The following is a 13,084-nucleotide window of genomic DNA, read 5'->3' as shown; positions in this document are numbered from 1 at the left end:
GTGTGAGGTCTCTTCTCCTGCAGCCACGTCCAACCTCTCTTTTGGCGCATTTCTCGTCGCCTCAGGTCCGGCAGGGTAACTGCCTGTCATGAACGCGGCGTATGCGACATATCGGTTACTGCAACCCGGTCATGTGCGCCGGGCAGCTTCTCTTGAGCTCCAGCTGCGCTATTCGCGGCGGGCGGTTGCCCTGCAGCCAAAGTCTTCACTGGCCACTGTAGCTTTGTACGAGCCGCGATGCGTAGCCGCGCGGTCGCGAAGGCGCTGTATGTCACACTCAAGCTGTTGGATTGCGGGCAGTTGCAGCCCCAGTCAAGGCTGCAGTCCCGATCCTGCTCTGGCTTAGGCCGTGGCGGGGGCGCGGATAATGGTGGAACGCGGGACAATGGCTTGAAGCACACGCCCAAAGGGTGTTGGCTTGTAGTAATCGAAATCACTTCAAGAGGAGGAAACGTGAGCGAGGCCGACGCCGCCACATCGGTAAATGTGGCGGAAAGATTGGGTTTCAAGGATGGGGATCTGATTCAGGAACTCGGTTACGACGATGATGTCGATTTCGATTTGCGTGATGACATTGAGGAACTCACGGGTTCCGAGCTGCTCGACGAAGATGATCACGAGGTAGTAGACGCTGTCATCTTCTGGTGGCGCGACGGTGATGGCGACTTGGTCGACGCGCTTGTTGATTCGCTGACCACCTTGGGTGAAGGCGGCGTGGTCTGGGTGCTGACCCCCAAGTCGGGCCGCGACAACTACGTCTCGCCCTCGGAAATCCAAGATGCTGCTCCCACCGCCGGATTGCATTGCACTACGTCCGCAGGTGTCTCCAAGGACTGGAGCGCCACCCGGCTCGTAGCGCGCAAGAAGAACAAGTGACGCACACCCGGTTGAACCCTCCCGGGTTGCGTCCTGCAGTTCCCGTTGTGGGCCAGGAAGCCCCGGATTTTGAGCTCTTGAACCAGTTCGGGGAACCAGTCCGGTTGTCCGAACTCCGCGGCCGGAACGTGGTGGTGGTCTTCTACCCGTTCGCTTTCTCCGGAATCTGCACCGGGGAGTTGTGCGAGATCCGTGACAATCTCGCTGTTTTCGAACACGCCAATGCCACAGTCCTCGGGGTATCCGTGGACAGCAAGTTTGCCTTGCGCGCCTATGCGGAAAAGGAAGGCTACGAGTTCGATCTCCTGGCCGACTTTTGGCCGCATGGGGCAGTCGCCAAGAGATATGGCGTGTTTGACGAAGCTACAGGCATGTCCTTGCGCGGGACTTTCATTATTGATGCGGCCGGCATCATCCGTTACGTCGTGGTCAATCCGCGCGGGCAGGCACGCGACCTCGCGGAATACCGCGAGGCATTGTCCGCACTTGGCGAGGGCTAGGGGCGATGAGCGCCCAGCGGCCCGGCATCGGAATGACTGGCTTCGCCATACTTCCACCGGCCCCTGCTGTTGAGCTGGATGCGGAAGAGGTGGCCGTCCTCCGCAAGGCTGCCGGGATTCTTGGCGGCAGGCGGCTTGCCGTCCTGACGGGAGCAGGCCTCAGCACTGACTCCGGAATCCCTGACTATCGCGGCCCTGGAGCTGCGCCGCGGAATCCCATGACCTACCAGGAATTCATCGCAAGCCCCGCCAGCCGGCGCCGGTATTGGGCAAGGAACCACCTTGGATGGTCGCACCTCCGGCACGCGGATCCCAACGCCGGGCACGCCGCCGTCGCACTCCTCGAGCAGCGCGGGCTCATGACGGGGCTCATCACCCAGAACGTGGACCGTCTGCACGAGGATGCCGGGAGCATCAATGTGGTGGACCTGCACGGGCGATACGATCGCGTGATCTGCCTGGACAAGGGACATCGCTTCACCCGCCAGCTCGTGGCGTCGATCCTTGAGGAAATCAACCCCGGTTTCCTCGAAGCCGCGCAGGCGTCCGGCGTCGTCGAGATGGCACCCGATGCGGATGCCTCCGTAGAGGATCCCGAGCTCATCCGTTCGTTTGTGGTGGCTGTGTGTCCCGTGTGCGGGGGAACGCTCAAGCCCGATTTCGTGTACTTCGGTGAAAGTGTGCCCAAGGACCGGGTGCAGCGCGCCTATTCCATGGTGGACGAAGCCGGGGCGCTTCTGGTGGCAGGTTCGTCGTTGACGGTCATGAGCGGATTGAGGTTTGTGCGGCACGCAGCCAAAGGCGGCAAGCCGGTAGTGATCATCAACCGTGGACACACCCGTGGCGACGAGTTTGCGGACCTCAAAGTTGAAGCCGGAGTCAGTGGCGCATTGGCCTGGCTCGCCGCAGAACTTCCGGATTTGGGTCCTTCTGCGAAGCCGATTAGTGTTCCGGTCGATTGATCCGGTAAAGTACATGTTCGTTGGTTGAAGCGCCGAGGGCGCTGAGATCACTGTTTGGGTCTTTAGCTCAGCTGGTAGAGCGCCACGTTTACACCGTGGATGTCATCGGTTCGATCCCGGTAGGACCCACAAATAGCCCCTGAACTGCGGAAACGCAGCTCAGGGGCTCTTTTCTTTGATCGGCCGGCAATCCGCTGCCAGCCAACCTGACAGCGTCCGCGCACTGCGGCATGATGAAGGCATGTGCGGACGCTACGTGGTTTCGAAGTCGATGGCCGATCTGATGCATGCCTTCGACGTCAACGAGTCATACGTCGATGAGCTGCAGCCCTCCTACAACGTCGCCCCGACCGACACGGTGCCGCTGATCCTGGACCGGAGTTCCGGGGAAGATGAGCCGGTGACGCGCAAGCTGGTCTCGGCGCGATGGGGACTGGTGCCGTCCTGGGCGAAAGACCCCAAAGGCGGTGCCCGACTGATCAACGCCCGCATGGAAACGGTCACTGAGAAGCCCTCCTTCCGGAAGGCCGCGTCGGCAAGGCGCGGTTTGCTCGCCGGCGATGGCTACTACGAGTGGGAGAAAACCCCCGACGGCGGCAAGGTCCCCACCTATCTGCATGATGCCGATGGCCGGATCCTGGCTTTCGCTGCACTGTTCGAGAACTGGCCGGACCCCACCCTTCCAGACGGCCACCCTGCGAAGTGGTTGCGGACGGCGACGATCATCACGACGGCGGCCTCGGACGCGCTTGGCCGCATCCATGACCGCACGCCGCTGATCGTGCCGCCTGAGATGTTCTCGGATTGGCTTGACCCCGAAACGACCTCAGAGGCCGATGTCCGTGCCCTGCTGGATTCCATGCCCGAGCCGCACCTCGTGCCCCGCGTGGTCAGCGACAAGGTCAACAACGTTCGGAACAACGGTCCGGAACTCATCAAGCCGGCGGCCTGAAGGAAGCGATCTGGTGCTTGCCGCGCATGGTTTGGCGGCTCAGAATGGCAGCATGACGGCATCCGAAGATGCAGCGCGTTCCAAGAGGTTGGCGAAAGTCGGTACGGCGGTGTTCGCCGCGGCCCCGGCCACCGTCGCCGGTGTGTTGCCTTGGGTGGTGACCCGCTGGAAGGTCCAGCAGCCTGTGCCAGGCGGACTGCCTGCCCAATGCGTGGGTGTCCTGCTGATCGGCGCAGGCGCAGCGGTGATCGCCAATTCTTTCGCGCGGTTCGCCCTTGAAGGATTGGGAACGCCGGCACCCTTTGCGCCACCGAAGAACCTTGTGGTCAGTGGTTTCTACAGGTTCGTGCGGAATCCCATCTACGTGGGCATTGGCGCCGCGATCACCGGACAGGGTCTCCTGCTGGGGCAGCCGAAGCTGTTCGGCCTCGTGGCGTTGGGTGCGGTTCCCGTGGTGGCTTTCGTCAGGCTTTATGAGGAGCCCGCCCTGGCCCGCAAGTTCGGCGCCGAGTATGCGGATTACCGTGCCAACGTCCCGGGCTGGCTGCCGCGGCTCTCTCCCTGGCGGCAAGAGGGCTAGCGCTGGCCTGGATCCCGCCCCGGGAATTGGAAAAGCTCTCCACCGCGACTATTGGGGGATGCCGCGGTGGAGAGCTCACAGATGAATATACAGAGAATTTCTGGAGATGGAAAGGAAGCCGCCCTCCGTCCGGCGCGTCTCATCCCGGCATCGAGCCACTATGATGGTAGTTGTTCAGTGGATTGAACAAGCGTAAGTGTCTTGGACCGGACTTCCGCTGCCCCCGGGCAGCGTTTCCGCCTGGCACGCGCCCACTCTGCGCCAGACGCATGACCGCGAAGGAGAATCATGGCCGATTCCCGCACCCCCCGTTCCGCCGAAGGATTGGGAAGCTCTTCGCCGGCGCCTGCCGTGACCCGCGCTGCCGCAGTGCTTGATGCCTTGGCGGACGCCCCTTCGGGCAGGCTAACGCTCAGCGATCTTTCAAGGGAGCTGGGGATTCCGAAGTCTTCCACGTCAAACCTTCTGCTTGCCCTTGAGGAAGCCCGGCTGATTACCCGCGAAGGTTCCGATTTTTCACTTGGCCGGAAGCTGGTTGAACTCGGCGCCGCCTATCTCAGCCGCCTCGATGAAGTCCAAGAGTTCTACAAATTCTGCGAGCAAGCGCCCACGCTATCCGGCGAGACCGTCAGGATTGCGATGATCGACGGCGACCACATCATCTATCTGGCCCGCTACGAAGGGCACCCGGCTGTCCGGCTTACGTCCAACATCGGCGACAAGATGCCGCTTTCCTTGAGTGCCGTCGGGAAGGTGCTCCTTGCCCAGCTCCATGACCACGACATCGAGGCGATGTTCCCCGACGACGTTGAACTCCCGGTCATGACACCGAAGTCCCTCCGGAGCGCCGCCGAGCTTAAAGCCCAGGTTGTCGAGATCCGCAAGCAGGGATACGCCTTCGAGGATGAGGAGTCCACCCTTGGCGTGGTGTGCCTTGCCGTGCCGGTCCCCACCCACGGGGCGCATGGGCCCAGCCTCGGCCTTTCGGTAACGGCACTGAAGGCAACTTTTTCCGAGGAGCAGGCTGCCCTGATGGTGAAGGAACTCAAGGAACTTGCCCACTCCCTGGGCAACCCGATGGGCTGAATGACCCCGCTGCCCGGCAACGGCAGAGGCTCGCTGCCCCGAGGGTCATAAATAAATCTGATTACACCACTTGAAACTTGTACAACGTGCTGTACTCTGTTCAATATAGTGATTCACGCCATGGCGGCTGACACTATCTCGCCAGGCCAACGGGGGTCTGGAGTGTTCTTGAGGGAGTGCTTGTGACAACTCGTACTAATACGAAGCTTGCTGAAACGGACGGCGCGGTAGTCGAGCCGCAACAGCTGCGAAGGGCAACGCTTGCCAGCTCTGTAGGATCCGCCCTGGAGTACTACGACTTCTACATCTATGGTTTGGCTTCAGCCCTGATCTTCGGACCGCTGTTCTTCAAACCCTTGGGCGATAGCGGCGCGCTGATTGCCTCATTCGCCACCTACGGCGTCGGATTCGCGGCGCGGCCCTTCGGCGGCGTCCTCTTCGGATTCATCGGAGACCGCTTCGGCCGCAAGATGGTTCTTCTCCTAACCATCGGCATGATGGGCCTTGCCAGCTTCGCGATCGGCTTGCTGCCGACATTCGAACAAGCCGGCATGCTCGGCGCGGTCCTGCTGGTAACTCTTCGTATTGTCCAGGGTCTCGGCGCCGGAGCCGAACAGGCCGGCGCAACAACGCTGATCTCCGAAGTCGCTCCGCCCAAGCGCCGTGGCTACTTCGCTTCGTTGCCGTTCGTCGGCATCCAACTTGGAACCCTCCTCGGTGCAGGTACTTTTGCACTCATCGGCCTGGCCAACAAGAGCGTGCTCGAAGGCTGGCTGTGGCGCGTGCCGTTCCTCGCCAGCTTCGTCCTGATCATCGTGGCCATCTTCATCCGCCTTAGGCTGAAGGAGACCCCGGTTTTCCAGGAACTGGAGAAGCACAAGAACGTGGTGAAAAACCCGGTCGGCGAACTTTGGAAGCACTCCAAGAAGAATGTCCTGATCGGTATCGGCCTCCGCATGGGCGAAAACGGCAACTCCTCGATCTACGGGACGCTTCTCATCTCCTTCATTTCGGTCAAGGAAGGGGTTTTCCCGGGCGACAAATTCATCGGTCCCGTCGGGCTGCTTATCGCCGCAGGATTTGCAGCCGTCATGGTGGTTACCTTCGGTGCCCTGTCTGACCGGATCGGCCGCGTGAAGGTTTATCGCTACGGTGCCCTGTTCCAAGCAATCTTCGCTATTCCCGCGTTCTACCTGGTAACGCTTGGCAACGTCACCCTCGTGTGGGCCGTCATGGTTGTCGGCATCGCCCTTGGTGTGCAGTCCATGCTTGGTCCGCAGTGCCCGCTGCTGCCGGAATTGTTCGGTTCGCAGTACCGGTTCACGGGCGTGGCTCTGAGCCGGGAAGTGTCGGCTGTGTTTGCCGGCGGCTTCGTTCCCCTGATCGGGGCCGGCCTCCTGGCCGCCACCGGCAACTCTTGGGTGGTCCTGGCGGTCTACTCGCTGGTCCTGGCGCTGATCTCGTTCGTCACAACGTTCTTCACCCCGGAAACAGTCGGCCGCGACCTGTTGTCCCTGGAAGACGCCCGCTAGGCAGCGTCCCCGGCTTTCGCAAGCGGTGGCCCTCTCCAATATTGGAGGGGGCCGCCGCTTTCTCGCGCCCTGCCCGCCAGTAAACCGACTTCCGCCCACACACCCGCTCCGCCCCACGCAGCAAAGCGGCCCCTCCGGTTGAACCGGAAAGGCCGCCATGATGCGCCGGGATTGGGGGTTTAGTAGAAGTGCACCGTGTCCACCTGGTGGGGGAGCTCCCCGCCGTCGATGAACGTCCGAAGGTTGCTGGCGAAGCGCTCGGCTATGAGGCGGTTCTCGGCCGCACTGAGCGCCGAGGTGTGAGGAGAGACCATGACCTTCGGGTGGCTCCACAGCGGGCTGTCCTGGGGGAGCGGCTCGACGGCGAAAACGTCCAAGCAGGCGTAGGAGACCTGCCCGTTGTCGAGGGCCTCGAGAAGCGCCTCTTCGTCAACCACAGTTCCGCGGCCAACGTTGACAAAGACTGTGCCCGGCTTCATCGCCGAGAAGACTTCGTGGTTGAAAAGCTTCTCCGTGTAGGGAGTGCCGGGAAGGGTGTTGACGACGGCGTCGGCCGCAGCAAGGAGCCCGGCCAGACCATCGTTGTCCGCGACCTCCTCGATTCCTTCGATCGCCTCCACGTTCCGCTTGGTACCGCTCACCGCCATGCCGAGCGCGCGGGCGATGCGGGCGGTCTCGAGGCCGATTTCGCCGAGCCCTGCGATGACCAGCTTGGAGCCGTTCACAAGTTTGGTGGGTGTGCGCAGCTCGGGCCAGACCTTCGCGGCCTGGTCCTGGGCAAGTTCAGCGCTGCGCTTGAAGCCGTTGAGGATGCCCAGGGCTGCGAACTCGGCCAACGGAAGGGCGTGCACGCCTGCCGACGTGGTGACCTTGAACTTTTGCAGGGTCTCGCTGTCGAGCCCCGAAGCCTTCACGGCGCCACCGGCGCCTGCGGCCATGGCATGGATCCACTGCAGGTGCGGGTTGCTCTGGGCGATGCGGGCGAGGCCGGCAGGACTCTCGTTGGGGAAGCCGTAGAGGATCTGGGCCTTGTTCAGCATGGACCAGTAGCGTTCCTCTTGTTCGGGGGTCCGCTTGAAGTCCGGATCGCCCGAGTGGTCGGCGGGGAAGCGTTCCGGGGGAAGGAGCTCGGGTTCGTAGAGCACTGTAATGCTCGGATCTACTGCGCGGATACGCTCCACATGCTCAGCTTCGAGCGGGACGGCGATCGCGATGGTGAGTTCATCAGTCGTCATAGTGTTCATCATACTGAATTGAGGCTAGGATATTGAACAGTTTTTGATAGATGAACCACGATGAAGTGAGGTGCATGCGAACGATGACCGCGAAAACGGCAGGTTTCGTGGGACTTGGGCTCATGGGCTTCCCCATGGCAGCCAATCTACTCCGCAACGGCTGGGAGGTCAGTGCGTGGAACCGTTCCGCCCAAGCGCTCGCCGAGTTGGAAAAGCTCGGCGGGCAACGTTCGGAGTCGGTTGCCGCACTCCGGGACCAACCCCTCATCATCTTCATGCTTCCGGATCTCTCCTATATCCAGGACGCCGCCGCGCCGCTGCTCGAGTCCTGGCGGTCGGAGGCGCCGCTTCCCGGAACAACGGTCATCGTCATGAGCAGCGTGTCGCCGACCGCTGTGCAGGAATTCGGCCGGGCGGTGCATAGCGCAAGCGGCGGCAACGCCGTCGTCGTCGACGCGCCGGTCAGCGGCGGCACGAAAGGTGCGCAGGACGGCACCTTGGCCATCATGGTGGGAGCCGGCGAGGAAGATTTCCGGCGGCTCCTGCCCCTGCTCGAATCCATGGGCACCACCGTCCGGCGCATGGGCACCTTGGGTGCCGGATCGCTGGCGAAGGCGTGCAACCAACTGATTGTCGGGACCACGACGGCGGCCCTCGCGGAAGCCGCCGAACTCGCCGAGCGCTCCGGCATGGATGCGAATGCCCTTTTCGACGTCCTGGCAGGAGGGCTCGCTGGAAGCCGGGTCCTGGAGATTGTGGGCCCGCGCCTGGCAGCCAAGGATTACGCGCCCACAGGTCCGGCGAAGTTCATGCACAAGGACCTCAAGTTCGTCCTCGAAAGCGCCGAAGTGGCCGGCGCCGCGGTTCCGATGGCGGCTGCCGGCGTCGAACTCTACCGCGAGCTGATCGATCAAGGCCTGGGTGACCAGGACCTGGCAGTTGTTCGCCAGGCCATCGCCAACCTCAGCGACTCTTCCGTAAGCCCCTTGAACCAAGTAAGGAAACAAGCATGAGTGGACTCTTTGACCTCACCGGGCGCGTTGCGCTCGTGACCGGATCCAGCCGCGGCATCGGCAACGCGCTGGCTCGCGGACTGGCGGAGGCCGGTGCCGCCGTTGTCCTCAACGGAATCAACCAGGAACGGCTCAAGGACGCCGAAGCCGCCCTGGCTGCGGGCTTCGGGCCCGGCCGCATCCACAGTTGCGCCTTCGATGTCACGAGCGACACGGAAGCGGCCCGGGGCATCGCGTGGGTCGAGGAAAACGTCGGGCCGCTCGACATCCTCGTCAACAACGCGGGAATCCAACACCGCGTTCCCATGCTGGACCTGGACGTGAAGGACTGGGAGCGGGTCCTCACCACCGACCTGACCAGCGCGTTCCTCGTCGGACGTGAAGCCGCCCGCCGCATGATCCCGCGGGGCCGCGGCAAGATCATCAACATCTGCTCGGTGCAGACGGACTTGGCACGTCCCACCATCGCACCCTATGTCGCGGCCAAAGGCGGCTTGCGCAACCTGACACGCGCCATGACCGCCGAATGGGCGGCCTCCGGCCTTCAGATCAACGGCATCGCCCCGGGCTACATCCACACGGAGATGACCCAGAACCTCGTGGACGATCCGGACTTCAACTCCTGGATCCTCGGCCGGACGCCGGCCCACCGGTGGGGCACCGTGGCCGACCTCGCCGGTCCGGCAGTATGGCTCGCCTCAGAGGCTTCGAACTTCGTCAACGGCCAGACGATCTTCGTCGACGGCGGAATGACGGTGGTCGTCTAATGAGCGGCTTCCAGCTTCCCCAGACTTCCCCTGCCGTCGTGGCCCATGCCGCCGGCGACCTTCGCATCGAGGACATCTCCCTGGCTGCTCCCGGTACCGATGAAACCGTCGTGGAGATCGCCTACGGTGGCATCTGCGGCTCTGACTTGCACTATTGGCTCCATGGCGCCGCCGGCGAGTCGATCCTCAAGGCTCCCATGGTGCTCGGCCACGAAATCGTCGGCACCGTTGTCCAGCAGGCCGCCGACGGCAGCGGGCCGGCAGCCGGAACCGCCGTCGCCGTCCATCCCGCGACTCCGGCCCCCGGTGACGCCAAGTATCCGGAAGACCGGCCCAACCTTTCTCCGGGCTGCACCTACCTCGGGAGTGCGGCGCGGTACCCGCACACGGACGGGGCCTTCAGCCGCTACGCCACCCTGCCGTCCCGGATGCTCAGGACCCTTCCAGCCTCGCTCGACTTGCGCACGGCGGCGCTCGTGGAGCCAGCCAGCGTTGCCTGGCATGCCGTCGCCCGGGCAGGGGACGTGGCAGGAAAAACGGCGCTCGTCATCGGAAGCGGTCCGATCGGCGCGCTGGCAGTTGCCGTCCTCAAGCGCCAGGGCGCAAGCCGGATTGTGGCCGTCGACATGTACGACAGGCCCCTTGAGATCGCCCGTGCAGTGGGCGCCGACGAAGTCCTCAAAGGCGACGACGCCGACGCGATCGCCGCCGTGGAAGCCGACGTGGTCATCGAGTCTTCCGGCAGCCACTTCGGACTGGCCTCCGCCATCAAGGGCGCAGTTCGCGGCGGGAAGGTGGTCATGGTGGGATTGCTGCCCTCGGGACCGCAGCCGGTCTTCATTTCCCTGGCCATCACGCGCGAACTTGAGCTGCTCGGTTCCTTCCGCTTCAACGACGAAATCGACGAGGTCATTGCCGCGCTCGCGGACGGTTCGCTCTACGTGGACCCGGTGGTGACGCACGAATTCACGCTGGACCGCGGACTCGAGGCCTTTGAGGTGGCCAGGAACTCGGCCGAATCGGGGAAGGTCCTCCTGAACTTCCAGCCTGTGGACTAGGCGCAGCCGATCAAGGGCTTCAGTCGAGCGGCGCTGCTGGCCAGCCCTCAGCGCCGCTCGACTGGAACGAATACCCGTGGCTGGCCTTCCCAGCCTGGGGACAGGTCCGCGATGGTCTCCCGCATGATGTTGGAGGAAGCCTCGCGGGCCAAATTGCCGTCCCTGTCCCGGATGCCTTGGGCTACCTCCAGGTGCCATTGCAGCGCCGCTTCCTTCGGATGCTCGGGCATGAGGCCATGGACGGTCCGGCCGGTGAGTGTCTCTGCGACCTGGCCGATCAGATTCGCGAACATTTCATTGCCGGAACCGGAGAGCACCAGGGCATGAAAGCGGATGTCGAGGTCCAGGAAGGTGGGCATGTCGCCTGCGCGGCCCGCTTCACGCATGGCCAGCGAGATCTCCACCAGTTCGCTGCGCAGGGCTTCCGGCGCGTTTTCGGCGGCGAGTTCCGCGGCTACGGGCTCGACGGCGGAACGGAGTTCGGCGAGCGAGCGCAACTGCGCGCCGCGGCCTTCTCCGGCCAGCCGCCAGCGGATGACAAGCGGATCGAAGGGGTTCCAGCGGTGCGCGGGGAGGACCCGGATGCCAACCCGCTTGATGGTTTCCACCAGTCCCAAGGACTGCAGCACCCTGACGGCCTCGCGCACTACCGACCGCGACACTTTGAGCTCCTCCTCAAGGTGCTCGGCCAACATGACGTGGCCAGCGGGGAGCTTGCCGCCGACGATCCGGGTTCCCAGGTGCTCGACGGCGCGATAGTGGAGGCTGGTTGACATAGTCGTAAGCATAGTGGCGTTGACGGCTCCGGCAGCGGAAGCCAGGGCGCCGCAGAACTCCCCATGGTCCAAGCTCGCAACATAGACTCTTTTGTGACGCGGACGTTTCCAAAACGTGGGCGCAACTTTCCCAGACGTGGTCCGAATACGTATGGTTTATTCCAGCTACTGCTCAAGAAAGCGTTTCCTCGCTCTAAGCAGGACTCGATGCACAAGAATGAATTGGAGTTTTGATGTCAGCACACATCGGTGTCACCGGCCTCGCGGTGATGGGCGCCAATCTGGCCCGCAACCTGGCCCGCAACGGCTTCACCGTTGCCCTCCACAACCGCTCCGTCGAAAAGACCGACGCCTTGCTGGCCAAGCACGGTTCGGACGGCGACTTCATCCGCACGGAAACCCTCCAGGAACTCGTGGACTCCCTCGAGAAGCCTCGCCGAGTCCTGATCATGGTGAAGGCCGGCAAGCCGGTTGACGCCGTCATCGACCAGCTCGTTCCCTTGCTTGAGCCCGGCGATATTGTGATCGACGCCGGCAACTCGCACTACGAGGACACCCGCCGCCGCGAAGCCGCGCTGGCCGAGAAGGACCTGCACTTCGTGGGCGTCGGCGTCTCCGGCGGCGAAGAGGGCGCCCTCAACGGCCCCTCCATCATGCCCGGCGGTTCCAAGGAGTCCTACGACGCCTTGGGTCCGCTGCTCGAAAAGATCTCGGCCAAGGTAGATGGCCAGCCCTGCTGCGCGTGGATCGGCACGGACGGCGCCGGACACTTCGTCAAGATGGTCCACAACGGCATCGAATACGCAGACATGCAGGTCATCGGCGAAGCTTTTGATCTCCTCCGCTCCGGCGCTGGGATCGAGCCGGCCGCGCAGTCCAAGATCTTCGCCGAATGGAACAAGGGCGAACTGGCGTCCTTCCTGATCGAAATCTCCGCGGAGGTCCTGGGTCACGTCGACGCCAAGACCGGCAAGCCGTTCGTCGACGTCGTCGTGGACGCCGCCGGCCAGAAGGGCACCGGCCGCTGGACGGTCATTTCCGCCCTCGAGCTCGGTTCCCCGGTTTCGGGCATTGCGGAGTCCGTCTTCGCACGCGCCCTGTCTTCCCAGGCGGAACAGCGCAAGCTCGGACAGGAGCTGCTCGCTGGCGAGGAAATCGCCGTCGAGATCCCCGAGAACTTCGTCGAGGACGTCCGCCAGGCACTCTACGCCTCCAAGCTGGTCTCCTACGCCCAGGGCCTGGACATGCTGACCTCCGCCGCCAAGGAATACGGCTGGGACCTCAAGCTCGATGAAATCGCCTCGCTGTGGCGCGGCGGCTGCATCATCCGCGCCGAGCTCCTCAAGGAAATCACCAAGGCCTACGCTGCCGAGGAGAAGCCGGCCAACCTCCTGTTCGCTCCGGCCTTCACCAAGGCGATCGCCGGCGCGCTTCCGGCCTGGCGCCGCGTCGTGGCAACGGCTGTCCAGCTGGGCATCCCGGTTCCGGTGTTCTCCTCCTCGCTTGCCTACTACGACGGCCTGCGCCGTAAGCGGCTCGCTGCGGCTGTCATCCAGGGACAGCGCGACCTCTTCGGTGCGCACACCTACGGCCGCGTTGACGCCGAGGGCACCTTCCACACGCTGTGGGGCGAAGACAAGTCCGAGATCTCGGCGGTCGACACCCACTAAAGATTGGAGCAGGCCCTTTCGTGTCGACTGCGTCGCCACGCAGGGACCCTGCTGCCCCACTCTGATACTCGAAGGCC

At 63.5% G+C, this 13,084-nt stretch carries 13 protein-coding genes and 1 tRNA gene; 12 read left to right on the top strand and 2 right to left on the bottom strand.

The window, feature by feature from the left end; all coding sequences use genetic code 11:
• Positions 1–453 precede the first annotated feature (453 nt).
• The 8 genes from L0B83_RS12105 to L0B83_RS12070 all read left to right on the top strand — a co-directional run bounded on the left by L0B83_RS12105 (position 454) and on the right by L0B83_RS12070 (position 6,488).
• Positions 454–876, top strand: coding sequence for a DUF3052 domain-containing protein (locus L0B83_RS12105; RefSeq protein WP_234758697.1), 423 nt, complete (start codon positions 454–456; stop codon positions 874–876).
• A complete protein-coding gene (locus L0B83_RS12100) occupies positions 873–1,376 on the top strand; it encodes a peroxiredoxin (RefSeq protein WP_372461190.1) in 504 nt (167 codons plus the stop codon). The genes L0B83_RS12105 and L0B83_RS12100 overlap by 4 nt, the downstream gene beginning before the upstream one ends.
• A gap of 5 nt (positions 1,377–1,381) precedes the next feature.
• Positions 1,382–2,338, top strand: a complete 957-nt coding sequence (locus L0B83_RS12095) for an NAD-dependent protein deacetylase (RefSeq protein ID WP_234758696.1) — start codon at positions 1,382–1,384, stop codon at positions 2,336–2,338.
• Between the two features lie 56 nt (positions 2,339–2,394).
• Positions 2,395–2,467: transfer RNA gene (locus L0B83_RS12090), tRNA-Val, on the top strand.
• A gap of 112 nt (positions 2,468–2,579) precedes the next feature.
• Entirely contained in the window at positions 2,580–3,290 is a 711-nt protein-coding gene (locus L0B83_RS12085) for an SOS response-associated peptidase (protein WP_234758695.1), read from the top strand.
• Between the two features lie 52 nt (positions 3,291–3,342).
• Positions 3,343–3,870, top strand: a complete 528-nt coding sequence (locus L0B83_RS12080) for a methyltransferase family protein (protein ID WP_234758694.1) — start codon at positions 3,343–3,345, stop codon at positions 3,868–3,870.
• A 288-nt stretch (positions 3,871–4,158) separates the two neighbouring features.
• Entirely contained in the window at positions 4,159–4,956 is a 798-nt protein-coding gene (locus tag L0B83_RS12075) for an IclR family transcriptional regulator (protein WP_234758693.1), read from the top strand.
• A 176-nt stretch (positions 4,957–5,132) separates the two neighbouring features.
• The gene (locus tag L0B83_RS12070; protein WP_234758692.1) at positions 5,133–6,488 is read left to right on the top strand and encodes an MFS transporter; all 1,356 of its coding nucleotides are present in this window, start codon (positions 5,133–5,135) and stop codon (positions 6,486–6,488) included.
• Between the two features lie 179 nt (positions 6,489–6,667).
• On the opposite strand, the gene L0B83_RS12065 is transcribed toward L0B83_RS12070, so the two are convergent.
• Positions 6,668–7,735: a D-2-hydroxyacid dehydrogenase gene (locus L0B83_RS12065; RefSeq protein WP_234758691.1), complete on the bottom strand. Its 1,068-nt coding sequence runs from the start codon at positions 7,733–7,735 to the stop codon at positions 6,668–6,670.
• 71 nt (positions 7,736–7,806) lie between these two features.
• Between L0B83_RS12065 and L0B83_RS12060 the strand changes: the two genes are divergently transcribed.
• From L0B83_RS12060 to L0B83_RS12050, 3 genes are read left to right on the top strand one after another with little or no spacing between them, the layout of a single operon-like run.
• Positions 7,807–8,736 (top strand): NAD(P)-dependent oxidoreductase, encoded by a 930-nt coding sequence (locus L0B83_RS12060; RefSeq protein ID WP_234758690.1) that lies wholly within the window; start codon positions 7,807–7,809, stop codon positions 8,734–8,736.
• Positions 8,733–9,503: an SDR family oxidoreductase gene (locus L0B83_RS12055; RefSeq protein WP_234758689.1), complete on the top strand. Its 771-nt coding sequence runs from the start codon at positions 8,733–8,735 to the stop codon at positions 9,501–9,503. Before L0B83_RS12060 ends, L0B83_RS12055 begins: the two co-directional genes overlap by 4 nt.
• The gene (locus L0B83_RS12050; protein WP_234758688.1) at positions 9,503–10,561 is read left to right on the top strand and encodes an L-idonate 5-dehydrogenase; all 1,059 of its coding nucleotides are present in this window, start codon (positions 9,503–9,505) and stop codon (positions 10,559–10,561) included. The genes L0B83_RS12055 and L0B83_RS12050 overlap by 1 nt, the downstream gene beginning before the upstream one ends.
• A gap of 47 nt (positions 10,562–10,608) precedes the next feature.
• On the opposite strand, the gene L0B83_RS12045 is transcribed toward L0B83_RS12050, so the two are convergent.
• On the bottom strand, positions 10,609–11,337 hold the full coding sequence (locus tag L0B83_RS12045) for a FadR/GntR family transcriptional regulator (protein ID WP_234758687.1): 729 nt from the start codon (positions 11,335–11,337) through the stop codon (positions 10,609–10,611).
• A gap of 233 nt (positions 11,338–11,570) precedes the next feature.
• Here L0B83_RS12045 and gnd point away from each other — a divergent pair, with 233 nt between their 5' ends.
• Complete coding sequence (gnd, locus tag L0B83_RS12040) at positions 11,571–13,007, top strand: NADP-dependent phosphogluconate dehydrogenase (protein ID WP_234758686.1); 1,437 nt, start codon at positions 11,571–11,573, stop codon at positions 13,005–13,007.
• The last annotated feature ends 77 nt before the right edge of the window (positions 13,008–13,084 follow it).

This window comes from Arthrobacter alkaliphilus (assembly GCF_021483235.1).
Classification (GTDB): Bacteria; Actinomycetota; Actinomycetes; order Actinomycetales; family Micrococcaceae; genus Arthrobacter; species Arthrobacter alkaliphilus.
The sequence above is the reverse complement of the archived record's forward strand: the minus strand, read 5'-3'. Positions and strand labels throughout refer to the sequence as shown.